Annotated in this window: 23 protein-coding genes; 9 read left to right on the plus strand and 14 right to left on the minus strand. The window is 70.5% G+C overall.

Annotation, left to right across the window (positions count from 1 at the left end):
- Positions 1-18: 18 nt before the first annotated feature.
- On the minus strand, positions 19-1197 hold the full coding sequence (locus MNO14_RS15970) for a muconate/chloromuconate family cycloisomerase (protein ID WP_241944662.1): 1179 nt from the start codon (positions 1195-1197) through the stop codon (positions 19-21).
- Positions 1198-1361: 164 nt separating this feature from the next.
- Here MNO14_RS15970 and MNO14_RS15975 point away from each other — a divergent pair, with 164 nt between their 5' ends.
- On the plus strand, positions 1362-2303 hold the full coding sequence (locus MNO14_RS15975) for a LysR family transcriptional regulator (RefSeq protein ID WP_241944663.1): 942 nt from the start codon (positions 1362-1364) through the stop codon (positions 2301-2303).
- Positions 2304-2333: 30 nt separating this feature from the next.
- On the opposite strand, the gene MNO14_RS15980 is transcribed toward MNO14_RS15975, so the two are convergent.
- Positions 2334-3299: an aspartyl protease family protein gene (locus MNO14_RS15980; RefSeq protein WP_241944664.1), complete on the minus strand. Its 966-nt coding sequence runs from the start codon at positions 3297-3299 to the stop codon at positions 2334-2336.
- A 122-nt stretch (positions 3300-3421) separates the two neighbouring features.
- On the opposite strand from MNO14_RS15980, the gene MNO14_RS15985 reads away from it, so the two are divergent.
- Positions 3422-4141, plus strand: coding sequence for a response regulator (locus tag MNO14_RS15985; protein WP_241944665.1), 720 nt, complete (start codon positions 3422-3424; stop codon positions 4139-4141).
- The gene (locus MNO14_RS15990) at positions 4138-5481 is read left to right on the plus strand and encodes a HAMP domain-containing sensor histidine kinase (protein ID WP_241944666.1); all 1344 of its coding nucleotides are present in this window, start codon (positions 4138-4140) and stop codon (positions 5479-5481) included. The genes MNO14_RS15985 and MNO14_RS15990 overlap by 4 nt, the downstream gene beginning before the upstream one ends.
- 180 nt (positions 5482-5661) lie before the next feature.
- Here the strand turns inward: MNO14_RS15990 and MNO14_RS15995 are convergent, their stop codons facing one another.
- The 7 genes from MNO14_RS15995 to MNO14_RS16025 form a co-directional block, all read right to left on the minus strand.
- Entirely contained in the window at positions 5662-6216 is a 555-nt protein-coding gene (locus MNO14_RS15995) for a DUF2058 domain-containing protein (RefSeq protein ID WP_241944667.1), read from the minus strand.
- Positions 6217-6268: 52 nt separating this feature from the next.
- The gene (locus tag MNO14_RS16000; protein WP_241944668.1) at positions 6269-7210 is read right to left on the minus strand and encodes a HipA domain-containing protein; all 942 of its coding nucleotides are present in this window, start codon (positions 7208-7210) and stop codon (positions 6269-6271) included.
- Entirely contained in the window at positions 7180-7551 is a 372-nt protein-coding gene (locus MNO14_RS16005; protein WP_241944669.1) for a HipA N-terminal domain-containing protein, read from the minus strand. Before MNO14_RS16005 ends, MNO14_RS16000 begins: the two co-directional genes overlap by 31 nt.
- Positions 7548-7841, minus strand: coding sequence for a helix-turn-helix transcriptional regulator (locus tag MNO14_RS16010; RefSeq protein WP_241944670.1), 294 nt, complete (start codon positions 7839-7841; stop codon positions 7548-7550). The genes MNO14_RS16005 and MNO14_RS16010 overlap by 4 nt, the downstream gene beginning before the upstream one ends.
- A gap of 87 nt (positions 7842-7928) precedes the next feature.
- Positions 7929-9992, minus strand: coding sequence for a TonB-dependent copper receptor (locus MNO14_RS16015; RefSeq protein WP_241944671.1), 2064 nt, complete (start codon positions 9990-9992; stop codon positions 7929-7931).
- Between the two features lie 177 nt (positions 9993-10169).
- Complete coding sequence (locus MNO14_RS16020) at positions 10170-10712, minus strand: DUF2946 family protein (RefSeq protein ID WP_241946367.1); 543 nt, start codon at positions 10710-10712, stop codon at positions 10170-10172.
- Positions 10713-10763: 51 nt separating this feature from the next.
- Positions 10764-11426, minus strand: coding sequence for a hypothetical protein (locus MNO14_RS16025; protein ID WP_241944672.1), 663 nt, complete (start codon positions 11424-11426; stop codon positions 10764-10766).
- A gap of 61 nt (positions 11427-11487) precedes the next feature.
- Between MNO14_RS16025 and MNO14_RS16030 the strand changes: the two genes are divergently transcribed.
- Positions 11488-12936, plus strand: a complete 1449-nt coding sequence (locus tag MNO14_RS16030) for a PLP-dependent aminotransferase family protein (protein WP_241944673.1) — start codon at positions 11488-11490, stop codon at positions 12934-12936.
- A 40-nt stretch (positions 12937-12976) separates the two neighbouring features.
- A complete protein-coding gene (locus tag MNO14_RS16035) occupies positions 12977-13876 on the plus strand; it encodes a dihydrodipicolinate synthase family protein (protein ID WP_241944674.1) in 900 nt (299 codons plus the stop codon).
- A 30-nt stretch (positions 13877-13906) separates the two neighbouring features.
- On the opposite strand, the gene MNO14_RS16040 is transcribed toward MNO14_RS16035, so the two are convergent.
- Both MNO14_RS16040 and MNO14_RS16045 read right to left on the minus strand, forming a co-directional pair.
- Entirely contained in the window at positions 13907-14785 is an 879-nt protein-coding gene (locus MNO14_RS16040) for a type II toxin-antitoxin system RelE/ParE family toxin (RefSeq protein WP_241946384.1), read from the minus strand.
- 210 nt (positions 14786-14995) lie between these two features.
- A complete protein-coding gene (locus MNO14_RS16045) occupies positions 14996-15418 on the minus strand; it encodes a DUF3597 domain-containing protein (RefSeq protein ID WP_241944675.1) in 423 nt (140 codons plus the stop codon).
- Positions 15419-15707: 289 nt separating this feature from the next.
- Between MNO14_RS16045 and MNO14_RS16050 the strand changes: the two genes are divergently transcribed.
- Positions 15708-17078, plus strand: coding sequence for an alpha-amylase family protein (locus MNO14_RS16050; protein WP_241946368.1), 1371 nt, complete (start codon positions 15708-15710; stop codon positions 17076-17078).
- 81 nt (positions 17079-17159) lie between these two features.
- Complete coding sequence (locus MNO14_RS16055) at positions 17160-17813, plus strand: hypothetical protein (RefSeq protein ID WP_241944676.1); 654 nt, start codon at positions 17160-17162, stop codon at positions 17811-17813.
- Here MNO14_RS16055 and MNO14_RS16060 read toward each other — a convergent pair.
- Complete coding sequence (locus MNO14_RS16060; RefSeq protein WP_241944677.1) at positions 17741-18475, minus strand: SDR family oxidoreductase; 735 nt, start codon at positions 18473-18475, stop codon at positions 17741-17743. The two genes, MNO14_RS16055 and MNO14_RS16060, sit on opposite strands and share 73 nt — an antisense overlap.
- A 95-nt stretch (positions 18476-18570) precedes the next feature.
- On the opposite strand from MNO14_RS16060, the gene MNO14_RS16065 reads away from it, so the two are divergent.
- Positions 18571-19470, plus strand: coding sequence for a LysR family transcriptional regulator (locus MNO14_RS16065; protein ID WP_241944678.1), 900 nt, complete (start codon positions 18571-18573; stop codon positions 19468-19470).
- 254 nt (positions 19471-19724) lie between these two features.
- Here MNO14_RS16065 and MNO14_RS16070 read toward each other — a convergent pair whose 3' ends face one another.
- Positions 19725-19988 carry a hypothetical protein gene (locus tag MNO14_RS16070; RefSeq protein WP_241944679.1) on the minus strand — a complete coding sequence of 88 codons (264 nt, stop codon included), beginning with the start codon at positions 19986-19988 and terminating at the stop codon, positions 19725-19727.
- A 437-nt stretch (positions 19989-20425) separates the two neighbouring features.
- On the opposite strand from MNO14_RS16070, the gene MNO14_RS16075 reads away from it, so the two are divergent.
- A complete protein-coding gene (locus MNO14_RS16075; protein ID WP_241946369.1) occupies positions 20426-20803 on the plus strand; it encodes a barstar family protein in 378 nt (125 codons plus the stop codon).
- Between the two features lie 135 nt (positions 20804-20938).
- On the opposite strand, the gene MNO14_RS16080 is transcribed toward MNO14_RS16075, so the two are convergent.
- Complete coding sequence (locus tag MNO14_RS16080; protein WP_241944680.1) at positions 20939-22516, minus strand: CocE/NonD family hydrolase; 1578 nt, start codon at positions 22514-22516, stop codon at positions 20939-20941.
- Positions 22517-22573: the final 57 nt, after the last annotated feature.

The raw sequence follows: 22573 nt of genomic DNA on the forward strand, positions 1-22573 counted from the left end.
GTGGAACTCCGTCGGGATTCAGCGCGCCACGCTGATCGTCTTGCGCAATCCGTCGCGGGCGAAGAAGGCGACACGCGCCTCGTCCAGGGCGATGCCCAGGCCGGGGCCGTTCGGCACTTCGAGGGAGAAGTCGCTGTAGTCCAGCGGCTGGGCGAGGATCTGTTCGGTCAACAGCAGCGGCCCGAACAGCTCGGTGCCCCACTGCAGGTCGGGGAAGGTCGCGAAGACCTGCGCGCTCGCGATCGTGCCCACCGCGCCCTCGAGCATCGTGCCGCCGTACAGGCCGATGCCGGCCGCGTCGGCGATCGCGCCCACGCGCTGCGCGGCGAACAGTCCGCCGCTCTGCGCGAGCTTCACCGCGAACACGTCGGCGGCGTGATTGCGCGCGAGTTCGAACGCGGACGCGGGACCGCGCAGCGATTCGTCGGCCATCAGCGCGATCGGGAAACGCCGCACCAGCCGGCCCAGCGCCGCGGGCGAGGCGACGGGCTGTTCGACGAGCTCGCAGCCGGCATCGGCCAGCGCGGCCATGCCGCGCGCGGCCTGGATGTCGTCCCAGGCCATGTTGACGTCGACGCGCACCGCGCCGCGCGCGCCGAGCGCACGCTTGATCGCGGCGACGTGCGCGATGTCGTCGGCGAGCGGGCGCGCGCCGATCTTGAGCTTGAACACGTTGTGGCGGCGCAGGTCGAGCATGCGCTCGGCCTCGGCGATGTCGCGCGCGGTGTCGCCGGAGGCCAGTGTCCACGCCACCGGCAGGCGGTCGCGGTGGCGGCCGCCGAGCAGTTCGGACACCGGCAGTCCGGTGCGCTTGCCGTGCGCGTCGAGCAGCGCGGTCTCGACCGCGTTCTTGGCGAAGCGGTTGTCCTTGATCGCCTTGCCGATGCGCGCCATCAGCGCCTGCACGCGCGTCGCATCCTGGCCGGCCATCACCGGCGCGAAGTAGGTGTCGATCGCCAGCTTCATGCCTTCGGGGCTTTCGCCGCCGTAGGCCAGCCCGCCGATCGTCGTGCCTTCGCCGATGCCGACCACGCCGTCGCTGCACTGCACCCGCACCAGCATCAGCGTCTGCCCGTCCATCGTCGCGACCGACAGCTTGTGCGGGCGGATCGTCGGCAGATCGACGATGACCGTCTCGACCCGGACGACGGTGGCGGCGGTGGAGAGGGTGGACGTGGGTACGGCGACTGCATTCATGGCCGACGTTATGCGACGGCCATCGGCAGCGGGTCCAACACCGATTCGGTACTTTTGGATACCTTAAAGGTATTATCTTGCGCTAGTGATTGATCGATAACGCTTGTTGCAACGCACAATACCCTTCAAGTATCGATAACCCGTCTCCGCAATTCGACCAAAGTATGGACCTGCGCCAGCTCCGCTACTTCTGCGCCGTCGCCCGCGAGCGCAACTTCACGCGTGCCGCCGAGGCGCTGCACATCGCCCAGCCGCCGCTGAGTCGGCAGATCCAGCTGCTGGAGGAGGAACTGGGCGTACAGCTGATCTCGCGCAGTACGCGCCCGCTGCGGCTGACCGATGCCGGGCGCCTGTTCCACGAGCAAGCACTGCAGATCCTCGGTCGCGTGGAGCAGATGCAGGTCGCCACGCGCCGCGTCGGCCTCAACCAGCGCAGCGTGCTGGTCGTCGGCTTCGTCGCCTCCACGCTCTACGCCGGCCTGCCGCCGCTGGTGCGCAAGCTGCGCCAGCATTCGCCCGACCTGGACATCCAGTTGCTGGAGCTCACGTCGGTGCAGCAGATCGAGGCCCTCAAGGCCGGGCGCATCGACATCGGCTTCGGCCGCGTGCGCCACAACGATCCGTTCGTGGTCGGCCACCTGCTGCGCGAGGAACGGCTGGCCCTGGCCATTCCGGTCGATGCGCCGCTGGGCGGCGCCACCGACGCGCTGCCGGTGTCGGCGATCGAGGGACAGCAGTTGATCGTCTATCCCAAGGACGTGCGCTTCGGATTCGCCGACCAGGTGCAGGACCTGCTGCGCGAACACGACGTGCGCCCCAGCGAGATCATCGAAGCGCGCGAGCTGCAGACCGCGCTGGGCCTGGTCGCGGCGCAGAGCGGCGTGTGCATCGTGCCCAGCGCGGCCCGGCAGTTGCGCTCGGACGTGCACTACCGCCTGATCGACGGCGCGCGCATGACCTCGCCGGTGATCCTCAACTACCGCATGAACGACAGCTCCCGCTACATCGACGTGGTCAAGCAGTTGATCCAGGAGATGTACGCCGAGAATCCGCCGTGGCTCGACCTGCAGCACAACCTGCCGACGCGGCCGCAGTTCGAGCATTGAGGCCCACGTGCGGCCTGGTCACGGATTGGATCAGCGCCCGTTCGCGGTCGTCGCCGGTCCCAGGCACACCCCCGCCGCATTCGCCAGCACGTCGACGCGCCGGTGGCGCAGCGCGTCGATGCCCAGGATCACCGCGGGGCGCTCGGCCAGGCCCAGCACCGAGAACACCGGCAGCGCGCTGATCCGCACCTCTGTGGCCGCGAGCTGCCAGTCGCCGATCGCCAGTGCCGGCAGCGTGTGGAGCCAGGTCTCGACCACCTGCTCGGCGATACCGCGGGTGCCCGCGTCGCGGCGGCGCAGCCGGGCGTCGTCCTCGGTCACGCCCAGTGCGCGTGCGGCCGGCAGGTTCAGCACGGTCTGCGCGGCGCCGGTGTCGACGACGGCGGTCGCCTGGGCCTCGTGTGGGCCGTCGCGCAGTTGCGCCGGCACGAAGGCGAAGCGCTGTAGGCCGGCCGCGCGCTGCGGCAGCGCGTTGTCCAGGCAGGCCGCGCGCGGCAGGCTACCGGCCGGGGCGAGCACCAGCTCGCCTGCCGGCAGGTCGAAGCGCAGGTCGAAGCGCGCCATCAGATCGTTGCCCAAGATGCCTTCGACCGGCGGCGCGTCGCCCTCGGCGATCTGCGACAGATCCATCGCCAGCAGTTGCGCCTTCCATGCGAAATCGCCGGCTGACAGCGCCTGCAGCGCGGTCACCCGGGTGGCCGCCGCGCTGCCGCCGGCGCCCTGGATCGTCATCTCGCGGGACGTGGCGGCGAGCAGTTCGAAACGCTCGGCAAGCGCAAGGTCCACAACGCTGGCGCCGGCCGCGGTGTCGACGACGAAGCTCAGTGGACGCTCGACGCCTTCGATACGCACCTCCACGCGCGGGTGCTTGCCGACCAGATCCATGGCGATGCGATGAGCACCGTCTTCGGAGGTCGGAGGCGACGCGACGGCGGCGCAAGGTGCGCCCAGGGTCAGCGACAGCAGGCAGGCAGAGAGCAGGACGCGGAGCGACATGACGGCACCTCGATGAAGGAGCGGCCATTGCAGCGGGCGCAGGTATCACGACGATGTCGGCAACGGCGCGGGGCGGACAGCACCGATACGAACGCGATACAGAGGCAGGCGACAATGGCCGCATGACTGCCGAGACCGCCCGCATCGTCGTCGTCGACGACGACGCCAGCATCCGCGACGCGCTGTGCGACTACCTCGCGCGCCACGGCTACGCCGTGCGCGATGCGGACGGCGCCGCCGCGATGGACCAGTTGCTCGCGCAGGCGCCGGCCGACCTGGTGGTGCTGGACTGGATGATGCCCGGCGAGGATGGCCTGTCGGTGTGCCGGCGCCTGGCCGATGCCGATGTCGCAGTGCTGATGCTCAGCGCGCTCGACAGCCCACCCGACCGCGTGATCGGGCTGGAAGTCGGCGCCGACGACTATCTCGCCAAACCGTTCGATCCGCGCGAACTGCTGGCCCGCGTGCGCGCGCTGCTGCGGCGCGGCGCACACCTGCGCCAGCAGGCGACGCGCCCGGCAGAAGGCTACGGCTTCGACGGCTGGACACTGCGGCTCGACGCACGCGCATTGCACACCCCCGAAGGCACCGAGGTGGCGTTGACCGCGGGCGAGTTCGCGCTGCTGCGCGCGCTGGTGGAACGCGCCGGCCGCGTGCTCGACCGCGAACGCCTGATGGCGCTGACCCACGGCGATGCGGCCGAGCCCTTCGATCGCGCCGTGGACCTGGCCATCAGCCGACTGCGCCGCAAGCTGGCGCAGGCACGGCCCGGCGCCGATGCGCTGATCCAGACGCTGCGCGGCGAGGGCTATCGCTTCGCGGCCACGGTGCACCGCCTGTGAGCCGGCCGCGCGGCATCCTTATCCTGGTCGGCGGGCTGGCGCTGGCGACGCTGGTGCTGGCCCAGGCGGTGAGTTTCGCGGTGGTCGGCTGGTGGCCGGCACCGCCGATGCCGACGATGGTGCCCGCCGACGCGATCGCGGCCTTGTCGGGTACGCAGCCGCCGGCCCACGGACTCCAGGTGCGCACGCAGCCGGCCGCGCCGACCGGCACGCCGGTGCCGTGGCTGGCCGAACTGGCCGCCGAACGTCTGCAGCGTCCCGCAGCGCAGGTGCGCGCCACCTGGCGGCGCAAACCCGACGTCGCGCTGCAGGTCGTCGATGACGGCCAACTGGCGATGGCCGGGCAGGCCGACAGCGCGCGCCAGGCGCGCGTGCGCGCCGCATTGCTCGCGAGCGGGCTGCAGGTGCCGGCATTCGAGCTGGCGGTCGCGCAGCCGGACGGGACGTGGCGGGTCGTGAGCGCAGTCGACGCCGGGCGCGGACAGTGGCGCCGTCAGGTGCTGCTGGCGCTGGCGCTGGGCGCGGTGCTGATCGCGCCGTTGGCGTGGTGGATGGCGCGCCGGCTGACGCTGCCGCTTCGGCGGCTGGCCGAGGCCAGCGCGCGGATGGACCTGGCCGCGCGCGCGCCGCCAGTGCCGGTCGAAGGCGCCGCCGAGGTCCGCGTGCTCGGCCAGGCGATCGCCGATGCGCATGCCCGCCTGCGTGCGCAGGCCGATGATGTCACCGCGATGCTCGCCGCCGTCGCGCACGACCTGCGCACGCCGCTGACCGGCCTGCGGCTGCGCGCCGAGACCGCGCCGTCACCGAACCGCGAACGCATGGTCGCCGACATCTCACGGATGCAGACGATGATCGCGCAGGTACTGGCCTATGCGCAGGGCGAGGTCGCGCCGCTGCAGCGCGCGCCGGTCGACATGGCCGCGCTCGCCGGCGAGTTGGCCGCCGCCGCGCAGGCGCTGGGCCAGTCGGTGCAGGTGCAGGCGCACGCACCGGCCCTCGTGCAAGGTGATGCGCTGGCGCTGCGCCGCGCGCTGTCGAACCTGATCGACAACGCCGTGCGCTACGCTGGCGCGGCCGACATCGAGATCCACGCGCGCGACGGCCAGCTGTCCATCGACGTGGCCGACCGTGGCCCCGGCATTCCGGCCGACGCGCGCGCGCGGCTGGTGCAGCCGTTCCAGCGTCTAGAGCACTCGCGCAGTCGCGACACCGGCGGTGCCGGCCTCGGCCTCGCCGTCGCGCGCTCGACCGCGCAGCGCCACGGGGGCGCGCTGGAACTGCACGATCGCGACGGCGGTGGCCTGAGAGCGCGGTTGGTCTTGCCGATCGCGGCGCCCTGAGCCACGCGGTCGCGCAGCGTGACCACGTGGCGTCCGTCGGGCGATTGCAGATCGGCATCGCCCATCCACATCGGCTGGCTCTGGCCATCGGCTGCGAACGCCAACCGCGGCACGGTGTTCACAGCTTCGACCTTGCGCACGGCTCGCGCGCACACCACTGCATCGCGCGCCGCAGCGACTTCACCACATCAAGTCGTCGGGCACTTTGAACTGCGCGTAGTAAGCATCGTCCTCGGCGTCGGACTCGGATGGCGGCGCGTCCGCGGCCTGCCCGTGATCGACCGCGATCAGCCCGGGATCGCGTTCGCGCACCTTGTCGGCCGCCGCACGCGGCAACAGCGCGTAGCCCTCGCCCAGCCGCGCGACGACCAAAGCGCCTGCGGCCAGTTGCCTGCGCTGGGCCTCGTCGACCAACAGGCTGCGGATCGCGCCGTCGGCGGTGAACCGATACTCCAGTTGCCCGGCACGCGGCACCTGCTTGTCGTGGATGATCTGGCGCGCCTGCGCGACCATCTCGGCAGCGCGCGCCCGGGCCTTCTGCTCGGCGGCCAGCGCGCGGTCGCGTTCGACCTTCTCGGCTCGCGCGCGCTCGGCCTCACGCTGGCTGTCCGTCGGTGTCGGCGCGCCCTTGCCGTGCCGCGCCTTGTGCTGCTCGCGCGCGACCTCGGCCACCTTGCTCTTCTTGACCAGGCCTGCCTTGAGCAATTGCTCCTGGAGCGGGTTCGCCTTCGCCATGTCCGAAACGTCGTGTGGAATGTCGGGCCCATGATACGGGGGACCACGCCAGTCAGCGCTCCGGGTCGATCACCGCCTCCATCGCCGCGATCTCGGTACCACGTGCCTGGCAGCGCCTGGCTTCGTCCCTCCAGCCGCGCACGGCCACCCGTACCTCTTCGACGATCGTGCGCGCCCGCGTCTTGCTCAGACGGTAGTAGGCGCAGGTATCCAGCAACAGCCGGGCGTCCGGGGACGGATCGTCCAGGCCGATCGAAAGGACGTGCGCGTCCTTGTCCGGGTTGGGATTCACATCGAAGGCCGGGGCCAGGCGCCAGCCATCGGGCGCCCGCAGAAATCCGTGGTTGCGCAGATGGTCGTCGCGATTACCGACCAGGACATTGAATACTGCGCGACGATAGAGCTGCGACAGATCATCGGCGATCGCCGGGGCAACGCCGTGGTTTTCGATCGCGTGGGCGATTTCGACGTAGCTGATGTCCTCGCTGTCGTCCGCATCCAACAGCGTCAGCGCCGAGGCGTACGCATGGCGATCGGCGCCGCTTCGATCGAACCGGCGCACCGTGTATGTGGTGCCCAGGCCGGACAGGGACAGCGGGCGCGCTTGAGGCATGTCGATGCCAGCCGCGCGCGCGAGACGATAGGTCACGTACTCCCACAGGCCCACATCATGCCGATCGTCGCTGGAGGGGAATTTCGCCAGCCACAGTGTCTGATCGACGTCGCGCACACTCGCCTTGGGACGCGCGCCACCCAACGACGCACCCGGCGCCACCAATTGTTTGATCCACCTGGCATCAAGCGCGCTGTCGTCGATGTCGTCGCGTTCCACGCGCACGGCAAGCGCCTCCAACGCGCGCAACTCGGTCATCGGCGGCGCGTTGAGTTCACGGTCGTCCAGATATCGGCCGTTGGCCGCGCGCAGCCGCAATGCGCCCATCCGGGAAGCATCGTGGGTGCCGATCAAATAGTCCCACGGGCGCAGTGCACGCACCCGTCGATTCTGTTCGCGAGCATCGATGACTTCGCGCCGATCCATGAGGCGTTGCCCCAACGATCGGGCGAGCAATCAGTGAACGCGGCGGTCAGCGTGCTGGCGCCGGTGCGCGCGACATGGGGGCCGCGATGGAGCGGCAACTGCGGATCCAACGCAAAGCTGCGGATCGGCGCTGTGCCGTCCACCCAGTCGTCGGCGTACTGGAACTGGATCGTGTCGCCGGTCCGGCTGGGCAACCGGGCCAGATGGCCGACCAACGCCTCGCCGCCGAGGCCGGCGGCATCCAGCCAGACCTCGACCTGGTCGATCGCCTGAACGTCGGCAGGAACCGGACTCACGACGTGCTCGCGCGACGTGCAGCGGGCCGACGCAGGCGACTGTCCTGCAGTTCGCGGCCGAGTTCGTCATTGCGCGCCAACAGATCGATGTCCTGCTCCAGCCCCAGCGCCGTGAGCACGCGCAACATCGTGGCCAGGCTCGTCGCCGGATCGCCGCGTTCCAGCTTGCCCACCGTCGGCACGCTCACCCCGACCCGCGCCGCGAGCTCACCCTGTGTCATCTGCCGGCGCATGCGCGCCGCGCGCAGCCGCGCGCCCAACGCCTGGATCTGACGTTGGGCACGGGGCATTGTGGGTGGCGTCCGTTTCGACATAGTCAATTAAATTACATCTAGTTGGCCCGAAATGTAAATTAATTTCCTCACATTGCCGACGTCTCAGTAGCGGACATTCAACTTCACCCAGACAGTCCGCCCAGGCTCGTTGATCCGCACCGGGTCAGCGGGGTAGCCGAAGTCGGCGCTGCCGGTCAGGTTGAGGTGTTCGCTGTAGGTCCGGTCGAAGACATTGTCGATGCCGGCCGTCAGCTGCAGGCGGTCGTTGGTGCGATAGCCGCCGTTGAGGGCGAGCGTGGCGAAGCCCGCGCTGGCGTCGAGGTCGCGCCCGACCACGTTGCCTTGGCCAACAGCGATCCGGTCCTGGCTGGCGACCGCGCGCACCAGGGCACCGAAACTCCAGCGCGTGTCGTCGTAGCCTGCCGACAGTCGCGCCTCGAATGGCGGCATCTGCGGCAACGCCTGTCCGGTGCTGCGGTTCTCGCCCCAGGCGTAGGCGAACGTGCCGCCGAACTTCCAGTGCGTCCACGGCCGCACCTCCACGCCCGCCTCGGCGCCGCGGATGTCGGCATCGACATTTGCCGCCGACGAAGTCATGCCCATCATGCCGCCGGCCGAGTAGGCGAACAGGATGTAGTCGTCGATGCGCCCGGCGTAGGCCGACACCCACGCATCCAGCGTCCGGGTGCGGTAGCGCACGCCAAGGTCGAGCTGCGTGGTCTTCTCCGGCGCGATGCCGGCGAACGCGTTGGGCGAACCGGCCGGCCCACGTCCGGGCGAAAACAGCTCCCAGTAGTCGGGCATGCGCTCGGTGTGGCCCAGGCCGACGTACCAACTGACCGGCGTGTTCTTGCGTGCCTGCTCGTAGCGCAGGAACCCAGCGCGCAGCGTTTCCTCGCGCGTCTGCCCGGCGGTCGGGTTGGGCATGCCCATCATGCCGACGGTGGCCCGTTCATCGGTGGCCGTGGCGCGGTCGACGCGCACACCGCCGGTCAGGTGCCGGCCCGGCGGCAAGTGGCGGGTGCCCTCGGCGAACAGGCCGCTGGTCTCGAAGCGGGCATCGGTGTTCCACGGCAGCGCCGCGTACGTGCCCCGGCCCATGCCGCTGCGGGCGCGATGGCGGCTGCGCTGCGTATCGACGCCGGCCTTGAGGTCCCAGCCGGTCCACGTCCAGCCCAGCGCGACGCGGCCGCCGGTCGTGCGCCGGTCGACGTTGGACGCCATCGGCATCGGCATCGAGCTCAAGGGGTTCGGGGCGCGCAGGGTGTAGTTGTCCATCACGTGGTCGGCGTGGTTGTAGAACACGCTGCTCTCGATCGCGTCGAGCGCGCCGCCGATGGCCCGCTTCTCGAACCGCAGGCTGTAGCTCTCGCGCCGGAACTGCGCGCCATCCATGCCACGACCGGCGTAGCGTGCCTGCCCGTCGCCGATACCGGCGTTGAGCTCGAGCACGGTGTCGGGATCGGGCGTCCAACCCAGCGCGACATCGCCGTTCCACTTCTTCCACGACGAGGGCACCACGACGCCGTCGCCGTCCTGGTAATCGTCGGCTTCCGATCGGTTGCCGCTTACGCGCACATAGCCCCGCGGCGCGCCGGCCACGACATCGAGCACCTGGTCATTGCGGCCGTTCGCGCCGCCCAGCAGGCTGCCGTTGATACGCACGCCGGGCGCGTCGAACACCGGCGTCTCGCGTTCGAAGCGCACCGTGCCGGCCGAAGCGCCGGGGCCCCACAACACCGTCTGCGGGCCCTTGATCACGACCAGGCTGTCGAAGGTCTCGGGCGAGACGTAGGACATCGGGTTGTCCATGCGCGACGGGCAGGCGCCGGGCATGCTGCCGTCGTTGGTGAGCAGATTGAGGCGCGAGCCAAACATGCCGCGCAGCACCGGATCACCATTGGTGCCGCCGTTGCGCAACGCGGTGAATCCGGGAATGGTCTTGAGGTAGTCGGCGCCGTCGCTGGCCGGCACGGGCTGGCGCGGCAGGCGCGGGTCGAGGTCGTAGGTCAGCGGCGAAACCGGTGCGGCCGTTACCAGCACGGCGTCGAGGTTGACCGGTTCGGGCAGGTCGTCGGCCTGGGCGGCGAGCGGCAGCGCCAGCGCGCAGGCGATGGCCAGGGTGGTGCGGAAGGCGCGGTGCGCCTGGGGATGCGTGGACAACATGGAGGAGCTCCGGATCGAACGTCGCCGGCCGGGCCGGTGACGCATGCGACTTCGTCGGACGCGGGCCTGAGGCCGGTCGACGTGTGGATGCGGAATGCGGGCGCGAGCAGGCCCCGCGCCTGCGTCACGCCACGGGCGTGCGCATGGACGTTGCGCGCTGGAGCCGGGATTCCGCGATCAGGCGGCGATGGGGTGCGCTGGTGGGCCCTGCCCGCCGAGGCCGCGGAGATTGGCCGCAGCGATGCGCCGGGCAGACCGGAATCGGACGGCCGGCGCTGCGACCCATGCGGTCGGGGGGACCACGACCGGCACAGTGGACAGCAGCGTGAGGTGCGAGGCGAGTGGGCAATAGCCGCAATGGCCCTCCGCGCCCGCGTGCTCCTGTGCGCCCTCGTGCGGGTGGTCATCCGGGGCAGCATGCCCTGCTGCGTGCCCGGATGCGGCCGCAACCATCGAATCATGCGCGGTATCGACGTGCGCGCCGGCCTGGAGCCGGCTGATCGCCGGCGCCAGCGCGAGCAGCAGCATCGCCAGCAGCGCGAGCCAGTGCCACGCCGTGGGCGCGGTGCGAGAACGCCTATGCCGCGTGCGCAACGCCGTCGCCCGTGCCCCCACCGCATCGCATCGACGCGAGACCGGCATGGCGGATCGCAGTGGACGAGGGCGATGCGTGTGCATGGCGGCAGTGTCCGCATAACCGGCCTTGGACACCTTGACCACGATCAAGTGCGCGCCGCACGGCACGCGGGCCGTCGCCTTTTCCCGGCCGACTCAGGGCCGTGCGGCGGGCACCTCGAGCCTGACCGCCAACGGCCGCAGGAAGCGCTGGGTCAGCGGTCCGACCCCGAACGCGAACACCAGCGTGCCCAGGCCCGCGGTGCCGCCGAGCAGCACGCCGACCGCCAGCGCCGACAGCTCGATCCCGGTACGCACGCTGCGGATCGACCAGCCGGTGCGGCGGGCCAGGCCGGTCATCAGCCCGTCGCGCGGGCCCGGCCCCAGTTGCGCGCCCACATACAGCGCGGTGGCGAAGGCGCAGGCGACCACGCCGCCGAGCATGTAGGCCCAGCGCAGCGTCAGGCCTTCGGGCACGGGCAGCCACCCCAGATGCAGGTCGGCGAACGGCCCCAGCAGAAACGTATTCGCCAACGTGCCGAGCCCCGGCATCTGCCGCAGCGGGATCCATGCCAGCAGCACCACCAGCGCGGTGACGACCATCACCAGGCCGAACGACCCGGCCACATGCCGCGTGGCGCCGAGGTGGAACACGTCCCAGGGCGAGGCGCCCACTGCGGCACGGATCATCAGCGCGATCGCCAGCCCGTAGATCCACAGGCCGATCAGCAAGCGGACCAGGCGTTCGGTCAGGCGCCCGGCGCGCAGCTGCGCAAGCGGGCCGAGGTTGACGAGGGTCGGGGCGGAAGCGGTGGACATGGGGCCACGATGTCGATAATTGGCCCTTTGCGATAGAGCCATTCGTGGGATAGTGGCCCGGATGCAACGCAGCCTCGCCCCCGAACGCCTCGCCACCCTGGTCGGCCACCTCGATGTCGCGCCGGCCTACCGCGCGCTGTGCCAGGCGCTGCAGGAACTGATCGGCGATGGCCGCATCCCGATCGACACCCGGCTGCCCAGCGAACGGGCGGTCGCCGGTGCGCTCGGGGTGTCGCGCAACACGGTCACGCGCGCCTATGCCGAACTGGCATCGGCGGGCTTTGCGAGCGCGCGTCAGGGCGCGGGGACCTTCGCCGCGGTTCCGGTCGCCCGGCGCCGCGCACACGACCACACGCTGGGCGCGTCGAAGTTCGCCGACGATGCGATCGACCTCACCCGTGCTGCCGGCTCGGCGACGCCGGGCACCGCGGCCGCGTATGCGCGCGCACTTGCGGCACTTCCGGCGTACCTATCGGGCGATGGTTACCTGCCGTCCGGCCTGCCGGCCTTGCAGGCACGGATCGCGGCCACCTACACGCGGCGCGGGCTGGCGACGACGCCGGGTCAGATCGTGGTCACCGCCGGCGCGCTCTCTGCGCTCGCGATCGTCGCGCGTACGCTGTCGCGGCCAGGCGACCGCATCGTCGTAGACACCCCGGTCTATCCCAACGCGATGGGCGCGCTGACACTGGGTGGCGCGCGGCTGGTCGCCGCGCCGATGGGCGACCCGCTCGGCGACGCGGGCTGGGACCTCGACGGCATCGAAGCCACATTGCGCGAGACCGCGCCACGGCTGGCCTACGTCATCGCCGATTTCCACAATCCCACCGGCCTGCTGATGGACGCGGCCCAGCGCGCGCGCTGTGCGGCCGCGCTGGCGGCGGCGGGCACGCTCGCCGTCGTCGACGAGACGCTGCAGGCGACACGGCTGTCGGACGCACCGATGCCGGCGCCGTTCGCCACGTTCGCGCGCGACGCGGTCACGATCGGCAGCGCCTCGAAACTGTGCTGGGGCGGCCTGCGAGTGGGCTGGATCCGCGCGCCGCAGCCGGTGGTCGCGCGCCTGGTCGCCGCGCGCGTGCAGTTGGACCTGGGCAGTTCGCTGTTCGATCAACTGGTGGCCGCCGAGCTGCTCGACGACGCGCCGATGCTCGCCGCGCGCCGCGACCAGGTGCGCCGCCAGCGCGACACGCTCGCGCAGGCGCTGCGCACGCACCTGCCCGACTGGCGATTCCGGCTGCCCGACGGCGGCCTGAGCCTGTGGGCGCGGCTGCCACACGGCAGTGCGACCGCGCTGGCGGCCGACCTCGAACGCGACGGCGTGCACCTGGCGCCCGGCCCGGTGTTCGGCGTCGAGGGCGGGTTCGACCGCTGGCTGCGGCTGCCCTATGCGAAACCCGAGGCCCAGCTGCTCGACGCGGTCGAGCGGATGACGCAGCGCTGGGCGGCCCTGCCGCGTGCCGGCGCACGCGGACGGCGCACGGCATCCGCCCCGCCGCTGATCGCCTGAGCGCGCAGCGATGCCCCCCCTTGTCCCTGGAGTCCACGACGTGTCGTTCCCCGATGGCCTGTGTGCGTTTCCGCTGACCCCGTTCGACGGGCAGCGCCTGGACCGGCCCGCGTTCGCGCGGCTGATGGCGCGGCTCGTCGCCGCCCGCGTGGACGCGATCTGCGCGCTCGGATCGACCGGCAGCTACGCCTACCTGCATCTCGACGAGCGCAAGGCGGTCGCGCGCAAAGCGGTGGCCCTGGCCGGCGACATCCCGCTGATGGTCGGCATCGGCGCCCTCGCCACGCGCGACGTGCTGGCACTGGCCGAGGATGCCCAGCGCGCCGGCGCCCGCGCGCTGCTGCTCGCGCCGGTGTCCTACCAGCCGCTGACCGACGACGAGGTGTTCGCGCTCTACGCGACGGTCTGCCGCAACGCCTCGGTGCCGGTGTGCGTCTACGACAACCCGGGCACGACGCACTTCGTGTTCGGCGACGCGCTGTACGCGCGCATCGCCGCGCTGCCGGGGATCGCCGCGATCAAGATCCCGGGGATCGCGTCCGACCAGGCGATCGCGACCGCGCGAATCGCGCAGCTGCGCGGCCTGCTGCCATCCGGCGTCGCGCTGGGCATCAGCGGCGACCCGATGGCGGCCGATGGCCTGATCGCCGGCTGTGACCTCTGGTACTCGGTGATCGGCGGCCTGTACCCGGAGGTCGCGATGGCGATCGTGGCCGCGGCCCGCGCCGGCGATGCCGCGCTGGCCCGCCGGCTGTCGGCACGGCTGGCGCCGCTGTGGGACGCATTCGCCCGGCACGGCGGCAGCATCCGGGTGATCGCCAGCGCCGCCGAGCTCGCCGGCGTGTGCGCGCCATCCTGCCTGCCGGCCCCGCTGCGCTCGCTGGACGGTGCCGATCGCGCTGCGCTCGCGCAGTTGCTCGAAGCGCTCGCGCTGGCCTGACGCGGGCGTGCGCGGCAGCCGCGCCGCGGATCACCGGTACGGGCCGGGTCCGCGCCAGACCGGCTCGCCGCGACGATAGACCTGCTGCATGTTGATGACTTCGCGCGCATCGCCGATGCCGGCCATGGCCGGATCGTCCGGGTCGAGCAGCCGACACGGTCCCGAATCGCGCCGCAGCGCGGTCTCCAGCGGGCAGGCCATGAGCTTGCGCGTCCCCGGCAACGGCAGGAACACCTCGGTCATGCCCTGATCGCGCCAGGCCTGCAGCCGGCTCTCGCTGCGCAGGTCGTAATAGACCTGGTAGCCGCCCACTTCCAGGCTGGGATGGTCGGCGTCCGAATCGCGGCCGCGGGTGCGCCCGGCGGTCGGGCTGCGGGTCATGCCGGCATTCACCGGCGCGGTCTCGGTGGGCAGCATGCCCGGTGGCTGGCCCCAGGTGTGATCGCGCCGCGGCGGCGCCGGCGGACTGGCGGCCTGTGCCTGCGCAGGCGCGGGTGTCGGGGGCGGCACCGCTTGCGGCGGCGCCGGCTGCGGCGCCGGGCGCGGTGGGGCCACCGGCACGTCCGCAGGCGCCTGTCGCTCCGGCGGCAAGGCCAGCTCTGCACGGTCGACGCGCGTGGTCTGCAGGCGCGAGGCGGCCGGCGGCGGTGCGACCGGCGGACGCGTGGGCGGCGGCGGGCTGGGCGGAGCCTCGACAGCCTGCGGCGGCGGGATACCGATGAAGTCCACCACCATCCGGCTGCCGGATGAGGCCCCCTGCGGCGAGGTCACCGGCACTGGTGTCGACGCCAGCAGAAGCAGCACCGCGAGCACGTGCACCAGCAGGCTGCCCAGCGCGGCGAGCCACGGCTGCAGACGTTCGAGACGGGGTTCGGTTCGGGCGTCCGCGCGACGCGCTGCACTGCTCATGCCGCCGGCAAGGCGTCGGGGAAGCGGACCTTCATGCGGATGCCAGGAGGGACGACCGGGGAGTGCGGCATCCTAACGCGAGCCGGCCCGTCATCGTCGCCTCGCCGCACCGCCGTCGCGCACGACTTGGCGCTTGGCGCCGGGTGTCGCGACAAGCCCCAAGCACGCGGCGGTCCGGCATCCGCGCACCGGACCGCCCCCGCAGTTGCCTCAGTCGCGCAGCTCGGCCGGCACCTTGCCGCCGTTCTCGGCCAGCTTGCGCATCACCGCCTTGTGCAGCGCGATGTTCTGCTCGGCGCTGCCGTGCGCACCGGCGTTGACGCCCAACTCGGTCGCCAGTTCCTTGCGGGCGTCGAGGCTGGAGTCGAGGTCGAGCAGCTTCAGCAGGTCGACGATCGAGTGCCGCCAGTCGGACTTGCCGCCCTTCTCCTGCGCGATGCCGGTCAGCACCGCTTCGACATCGACCGGCGCGGCGGGTGCCGCAGGCGCCGGATTGCGCGCGGGCGGCGACACCTTGGGATCGTTTTCGCTGCCGGTGAAGACGACGGCCTTGGGCTGCTTGGTCTCGGCCGGCGGCGCGGGGGTGGCCTTACGGCCGAAAATGCGATCGGTGATCTTGGAAAACAGGCCCATGGACATCGCTCCTGATGAGGGAACCGCAAGTGTGCGGCGGCGATCGCAAAGATCGTATGAAAGCGGCACGGTCCGGGAGCGCATCACATCCTCGGCGGCATGCCGTCGCAGTTTCCGTCGGCCGCATACGTATGCGCCGCCGACGCCTCTGGATGCTGCAGCGCGATGCCCGCTACACCGACGTCGGCGCCACGTGGCGCGGTCGCGGGGGCAAGGCACGATGGACGACATCACCGGAACGACGCCCGGCGCACGCAGGCGCCTGCCCGCCTGCCGCTGGTGCGGCCGCCTGGCGGCCTGGCTGTTGCTGGCCTGCACCACCGGCGCGGCGCAGGCCGACGTCATCCTGCACGCGTTCAACTGGCCGTATGCGACCGTCGAGGCGCGTGCGGCGCAGATCGCGCAGGCCGGCTATCGCAAGGTACTGGTGGCACCGGCCTACCGCTCGCAGGGCGACGAATGGTGGGCCCGCTACCAGCCGCAGGACCTGCGCGCGATCGAGCATCCGCTGGGCGACACCGAATCCTTCGCCAGCATGGTGCAGGCGCTGGCCGAGCACGGCGTGGAGACCTACGCCGATGTCGTGCTCAACCACATGGCCAACGAGGCGTGGATGCGCCCGGACCTGAACTATCCGGGCGCCGCGGTGCTGTCGGCCTACGCCGGCGACCCCGCGCGCTATGCCCGTCTGCGCTTGTACGGCGACCTGTCGGTCAACCAGTTCGGCGCGTCCGATTTCGGCCCGGCGCTGTGCATCGTCGACTACGGCGACCCCGACCAGGTGCGGCACAACCGCATCTGCGGCGGCGACGGCGACCCCGGCCTGCCCGACCTCGTCGCCAACGACTGGGTGGTCGCGCAGCAACGCAATTACCTGCAGGCGCTCAAGGGCCTGGGCGTGACCGGCTTCCGCGTTGATGCGGCCAAGCACATGACCTTCGAGCATATGAACCGCGTGTTCGATGCCGGCATCCGCAACGGCGCGCACGTGTTCGGCGAGGTCATCACCACCGGGGGCGCCGGCACCGGCGATTACGACGGCTTCCTCGCGCCGTATCTCGCGCAGACGCCACACGGCGCCTACGACTTTCCGCTGTTCAACGCGCTGCGCAATGCCCTGCTGCCGTCGGGCGGCCTGCAGGCGCTGGTCGATCCGGGTGCGTTCGGCCAGGCGCTGCCGGCCGCACGGGCGGTGACGTTCGCCGTGACCCACGACATCCCGAACAACGCCGGCTTCCGTTACGCGATCCTCGACCCGGTCGACGAGACGCTTGCCTATGCCTATCTGCTGGGCCGCGATGGCGGCGTACCGATGCTGTACTCCGACAACGACGAGAGCGGCGACGGCCGCTGGGTGGACGCCTGGCGCCGCACGGACCTGGTGCGCATGATCGGCTTCCACAACGCCATGCAGGGCCGCGACATGCAGGTGCTGTCCTACAGCGCCTGTCATCTGCTGCTGCGGCGCGGCGATGCCGGCATCGTCGGCATCAACAAGTGCGGCACGCCCGTCGATGCGACGGTCTCGATGGACAACAGTGTGCTGCACTGGCACGTGCCCTACACCGACGTCCTCGACGCCGGCAGCACGATCGTCATCGACCGCGCGGCCTACACCTTCCGCCTGCCGCCGCGGCAGGCGCGGATGTGGCGACGCTGACGCGCGTCCGCCGCCGGCACGCTGCACGAGGGGACGGCGCGGCTTGCTACGCTTTGTCTTCGTCTGCGCATCGGAGCCTGCATGCGACACCCCGGCACTCGTCTCGCCTGCATGCTGATCGGCCTGGCGATGATCGCCTGCACCGCCCACACGCGCGCAACGCAGCCGCGTACCTACTACGAATCGCTGGACATGACGTCTCCGCAAGCCACGGCGCAGCGTTTCGCCGCCGCCTGGGCTGCCCTGGATTTCATGACCGTCCACCAGCTGCTCTCGCCGCAGGCCGAACGGGATGCGGCGCGCGCGATCGACGACTTCGCACCGCAACACCTGGTCCCGGGCTTCGACACCGCCGATGGCGCGGCCTCGCAGGTTTATCCGGCAACGCCGGTCTCGATCGAACAGATCGCGTCGGGCGACCTGCCGATGGGCGAGTTCGACGGCGATCCGGGTCGACGCTTTGACGCGCTGCTGATGCAGGGCGCCCGCGGCGGCAAACTGCCGTTCGCGCTGACCCCTGCCACCCGCGTCGAGTTGGACGCCGCCGACGACAGCAGCGCGACCGCGACCCTGCACACACCGGATGCGCAGACGCTGACCGTGTCGCGTCATGCGCGTCGCAGGGCGCTGTCGGGCCGCGGCGTGCGATCGGCACACTGGCCTCAGTATGGACTGGCGACCGGGCGCACGATCACTTCGCTGACATCGACATCCGCCGGCTGTTCCATCGCATAGGCGATCGCGCGTGCGACCGCCTCGGGCGCGATCGTGATCCGACGAAAATCGCGCATGCCCTCGGCCGCGCCCGCATGGGTGATCGTGTCGGCGAGCTCCGAAGTCGTGGTGCCCGGGCTGACCACGGTCACGCGCAGGCGGTCGGTTTCTTGGCGCAGGCCTTCCGACAACGCCCACACCGCGTACTTGGTCGCACAGTAGACCGCCGATGTGGGAAACACGCGGTGCGCGCCGATCGAGGCGACATTGACCACGTGCCCGAAGCCCTGCCGCTCCATCGTCGGCAACACCGCGGCGATGCCGTGCAGGACGCCGCGCAGGTTCACATCGATCATCTGATTCCATTCGTCGCGTTTGAGCGCCGACAGCGGCGAGAGCGGCATCACACCGGCGTTGTTGACGATGGCGTCGATGCGGCCGTGTGCGGCGAGCGCATGGTCGGCGAAGGCCTGCATGTCGTCGGGCGACACGACATCTAGCGCACGCGCCTGCGCGCACCCGCCGGCAGCGACGATCTCGGCGACCAGCGCGTCGAGACGTTCGGTCCGCCGCGCGCCAAGCACGACGGTCGCACCGCGCGCCGCAAGCTCGCGTGCCGTGGCGGCGCCGATGCCGCTGCTGGCACCGGTGATCAGGATGATGCGGTCGGTCAGGGTTTGCATGAGATGGTCTCCAGTGGGGAGCGCCCACGGTAGGCGTCGCGCCAGGCGGCCGGAATTCCCTTGCCGCTGGACGCATTGGTTAGACTCGCTAACCAATGGAGCTCGATCTCAACCTGCTGCGCGTCTTTCTGGCCGTCGCCGACGGCCCGAACTTCCGCGCCGCCGCCGACCGGCTCGGGGTGACGCGCTCGGCAGTCAGTCAGGGCATCCGCCGGCTCGAGGATGCGCTCGGCATCGCGCTGGTCCACCGTTCCACGCGCAGCGTGCGCCTGACCGAAGCCGGCGAGCGCCTGCATCGCCAAGTCGCCACGCCGCTGGCCGCATTGGGCACCGCACTCGAGGAAGCCCTCGACGACGGCCCGGCCCGTGGCCTGTTGCGCGTTGCGGTCACCTCGATTGCCGAGCGCTTCCTGTCCGGGCCGCTGATCGCGACATTCGCCCAGGCCTATCCCGGCATCACGCTGGATGTAACTATCACCGACGAGGTCTTCGACATCGTCGCTGCCGGCTTCGACGCCGGCGTGCGCCTGGGCGAGGTGATCGAGCAGGACATGGTCGCCGTGCCGCTGACCGGCCCGCAGCGCGAAGTCGCCGTCGCCGCCCCGGACTACCTCGCCCGCCACGGCGTGCCTGCGCATCCGCGCGATCTCGTCGCCCACCGCTGCATCGGCTGGCGCATGACGCCCGCCGTCGCGCCGCACCGCTGGGAGTTCGTCGAAGACGGCCACCCATTCGACGTGCAGGTCGCGCCGCAGATCACCACCAACGACATGCTGCTGATGATCCGCACCGCACTGGCCGGCGGCGGCATCACCTTCGGCCTCGAAGAGACATTCGCGCCGTACCTCGCACGCGGCGAATTGGTACCGCTACTGCAGGATTACCTGCCGCCGTTTCCCGGCTTTTTCCTGTACTTCCCGAACCGCCGGCACCAGCCGCCAAAGTTGCGCGCGCTGATCGAGCATGTGCGGGCGTACCGGGAGCATGACCGCTGACGGCGTTGTCATTGCGATAGCGGCTCCGTTGCCTTGGTACCGATTGCGGCGCAGAACTGGGCACGGCCGCAAGGCGATCGCAGATGCCGTCGCCGCTCGCCTTTGAAGGCTGATCACGCAGCATCAGTCGGAGCGTGCTTCGAGGTGGCTGACAAGATCAGGCAAGGCAGGCTGCGCGGTGTTCTTTACCACGGCCATGTCGATCTCGAAGTCGCCGTGCGCTACGCCGCCCTCACGCATGTCATCGCGACCGCCTACAGGCATGACCAAACTTGCCGAAGGCCGACGGCGTGCACAACCCCGAACACCAGACAGATCGCTGAGCTGACGTACCAGAATGCAATGCTGTTGTCAGGGAATGTTTCCATGAGAAAGAAGAATCCCAGGCCACGCAACGGATAGGCCAGGGTCATGGCCAGCAGCACCCAGCGCAGCAAGGCCAGGCGGCCAATCAGGCCAGCACCTGAGGCCGCATACAGCGACCCTATCGCCAGGATGCCGGCGATGCTCAATGTCACGAGGGTCGGGTACCAATGCCCAGCCGCTGCCATCTGAGCCATGCCCTCGCCGGCACCGGGCAATCGGTATCCAGCAGGACCCACAGCAATGCAGACAAGATGCAGCAGCGTGGCAAGCGCGCTCCAGGTCGGACGCGATGACCAGATACTTGTTGACTGACGCAGGCAGGTTCATCACCGTTTGTCTAACTGCAGATTCAAGTTGCGCAGCGGAGTCGTGCCAGACGGAGTGAGTGATCACCTGTTTGCAAGGAAGCACGCGAGGGTCTGAGCCCTGTTGCGCAAGCATCCACTTGCTTTGAATAGAGGGGCGTGCGCTTTGCAGCCCGGCGTGGCCTTCAAGTCCCCGCAGGTTCACTTTTCCAGCCGCTTCGATCAGGCTCCTTCTCTTCGCGAACTCGATACCAACCGCCTTGCCCACCGCGCCCAAATCGCTGATGCTCGACGGCACCCGCATCCACGACATCCCGTCGTTCTACGACGAGATCAACCGCGTCTTCATGGCGGAGGTCGACTGGACACTCGGGCCGAGTTTGGATGCACTCGACGACATGCTCTACGGCGGCTACGGCGCGCTCGACGGCGATGCGCCGGTGACGCTGGTGTGGACGGCGTTCGAGAAGAACCGGCAGGACCTGGGCGTGGAAACGACGCGCCGCTTCCTGCAGGCCAAGCTCGCGCACCCCGAACGCTTCAACTTAGCGCATGTGCAGCGCCAGCTCGATGCGTTGGAGGCCGGTACCGGGCAGACGTACTTCGAGATCGTGCTTGAGATTCTGGCCAGCCATCCGAACATCGAGTTGGTCATCCGCTGACCTTGGGCCTCCTCCGGGCATGCCAGCGCGCGGAGGACGGGACCGCGATTGCGGCCCAGCTCCATCACGGCGCGGCCGCATGCGTGGTCTGCGCGTGTGGCGCCGGCGGTGCTGCGCCGGCGCCGTGGCCGTGGCTCAGTGCAGTGGCACGCGCAGCTGCGACGGGGCCTCGCGCGGCGAGGCGAACGTCAACGAGCGCCCCGGCGCGGTGGCATCGGCATAGCGCAGATCGAGGGTGTCCACGACCAGCACCAGCCTGCGGCCCGCGGGAATCTTCGCGGCTGTAGCCTCCAGCGCGATGTCCAGCGTCCGGGGCTGGCCGGGCACGGCGTCGCGCAGGCTGTAGGGCTTGTGGCTGAGCAGTTGGCCCATGCCCAGCGCGTCGACGCTGTAGAGATAGGCGAACAACGAGACCTCGCGACGGTCGGGCACCACGGTGATCCGCAGCGCTGGCGCGCCGGCCAGGATGCGCCCGGTCGGGTAGACCGGCCCGGCCCAGACAGCGGCGCCGAGCCGCGAGACCAGCGGAATCGAGGTGATCACGGGCACACCGAAGCCTTGCAGCAGGCCGCCGATCAGCACCGGCCCGGCGTCAGCGACGGTCGGCACGCCGGTGGCGATGCGGTGGTTCCAGCCGGTGGCGTCGCGTGCGGCCAGGGTGCCGGTCGCCTGCACCAGGCCGGACGGACGGGTCAGTCCGTACGTCACCTCGTCCGCCTGCACCGCATCCCAGTCCGCGTAGGCGAGCCATTGACCGTCGAGCGTGGCAAGCCGCACCTGCGGCGCGGACGTATCCGGATCCCGGCCTTTGAGATGGCGGTCGAACCAGCGGGTGGTGGCCTCGTACACCGTGTTCGGCAGACCCAACGCGCCCGGCAGTTCGGCAGTCGCATGGTCGCCCTGGCTGAGCAGCAACTGTCGGGGGCCGCGCAGCCGTTGGTAGAAATCCACGGACTGGTTGGGCGGGAAGAGGCTGTCGTTGAAGGAATTGGCGATCAGCACCGCGGTGCCGTTGCGGTTGATCTCGTCGACCTCGTGCACCGCGCCGCGGCTGGCCGCCTGCGGCAGGAAGCCCTCGACCGCGCCGTCGTAATCGCCGAGGGCGACCCGGGCGGTGATCGCCGCCAGTTCCGGGCCGGGCCGGCCGGTCAACACACCCGCGCCCACCAGCAGGGCGACACCCTGGCGGCTGACCGTGCGGTTCGCGTAGAGCGAGGCCTCCAGGTCAGCCCAGCCACTCAGCGCCGCGACCGCGCGGATCCGCGGGTCTCGCGCCGCCGCCAGCAGGCTGATGCCCGCGCCATAGGAGATGCCCGACGCGCCGATCGCGTCCGGGTCGGCGGGCGTGTGCGCCAATGCCCAGTCGATCACCGCGCTGACATCCTCGACCGAGGGCGGGCCGGCAATGTCGATCCGGCCCGCCGAATCCCAGAAGCCGCGTGAGGTGAAGCTCACCACCACGTAGCCGTCGCCCGCCAGCTGCGCGGCGCGGCCCACGTATTCCAGATTCGGGAGTGACCAGCTGGCCGGCATGACGATCAGCGGGAACGGCCCGGGTCCCTGCCCGCGCGGCACCAGCACGAGGGCACCCAGCTCGGTGCCGTCCCAGCTGGGGATGCGTTCGTAGGTTTTGTTGAATCCCGCGGCCGAGGCAGCGGTGCAGACAGCCAGCAACACGCACAGCGCAAGCCAGCGGATCAGTGAGCGGCTCATACAACGGTCCTCCAGTAAACGCCGGACAGGTGGGTCCGACCGACATCCAAAGGCCCG

Origin of the sequence: Luteimonas sp. S4-F44 (genome assembly GCF_022637415.1) — a bacterium.
In the GTDB taxonomy this organism is placed as follows: Bacteria; Pseudomonadota; Gammaproteobacteria; order Xanthomonadales; family Xanthomonadaceae; genus Luteimonas.

Coding starts and splice junctions, on each gene's coding strand:
- MNO14_RS15970 (WP_241944662.1), bottom strand. CDS start 1,197: ATGAATGCAGTCGCCGTACCCACGTCCACCCTCTCCACCGCCGCCACC.
- MNO14_RS15975 (WP_241944663.1), top strand. CDS start 1,362: ATGGACCTGCGCCAGCTCCGCTACTTCTGCGCCGTCGCCCGCGAGCGC.
- MNO14_RS15980 (WP_241944664.1), bottom strand. CDS start 3,299: ATGTCGCTCCGCGTCCTGCTCTCTGCCTGCCTGCTGTCGCTGACCCTG.
- MNO14_RS15985 (WP_241944665.1), top strand. CDS start 3,422: ATGACTGCCGAGACCGCCCGCATCGTCGTCGTCGACGACGACGCCAGC.
- MNO14_RS15995 (WP_241944667.1), bottom strand. CDS start 6,216: ATGGCGAAGGCGAACCCGCTCCAGGAGCAATTGCTCAAGGCAGGCCTG.
- MNO14_RS16010 (WP_241944670.1), bottom strand. CDS start 7,841: ATGCCCCGTGCCCAACGTCAGATCCAGGCGTTGGGCGCGCGGCTGCGC.
- MNO14_RS16015 (WP_241944671.1), bottom strand. CDS start 9,992: ATGTTGTCCACGCATCCCCAGGCGCACCGCGCCTTCCGCACCACCCTG.
- MNO14_RS16025 (WP_241944672.1), bottom strand. CDS start 11,426: ATGTCCACCGCTTCCGCCCCGACCCTCGTCAACCTCGGCCCGCTTGCG.
- MNO14_RS16030 (WP_241944673.1), top strand. CDS start 11,488: ATGCAACGCAGCCTCGCCCCCGAACGCCTCGCCACCCTGGTCGGCCAC.
- MNO14_RS16040 (WP_241946384.1), bottom strand. CDS start 14,785: ATGAGCAGTGCAGCGCGTCGCGCGGACGCCCGAACCGAACCCCGTCTC.
- MNO14_RS16045 (WP_241944675.1), bottom strand. CDS start 15,418: ATGGGCCTGTTTTCCAAGATCACCGATCGCATTTTCGGCCGTAAGGCC.
- MNO14_RS16055 (WP_241944676.1), top strand. CDS start 17,160: ATGCGACACCCCGGCACTCGTCTCGCCTGCATGCTGATCGGCCTGGCG.
- MNO14_RS16060 (WP_241944677.1), bottom strand. CDS start 18,475: ATGCAAACCCTGACCGACCGCATCATCCTGATCACCGGTGCCAGCAGC.
- MNO14_RS16065 (WP_241944678.1), top strand. CDS start 18,571: ATGGAGCTCGATCTCAACCTGCTGCGCGTCTTTCTGGCCGTCGCCGAC.
- MNO14_RS16075 (WP_241946369.1), top strand. CDS start 20,426: ATGCTCGACGGCACCCGCATCCACGACATCCCGTCGTTCTACGACGAG.
- MNO14_RS16080 (WP_241944680.1), bottom strand. CDS start 22,516: ATGAGCCGCTCACTGATCCGCTGGCTTGCGCTGTGCGTGTTGCTGGCT.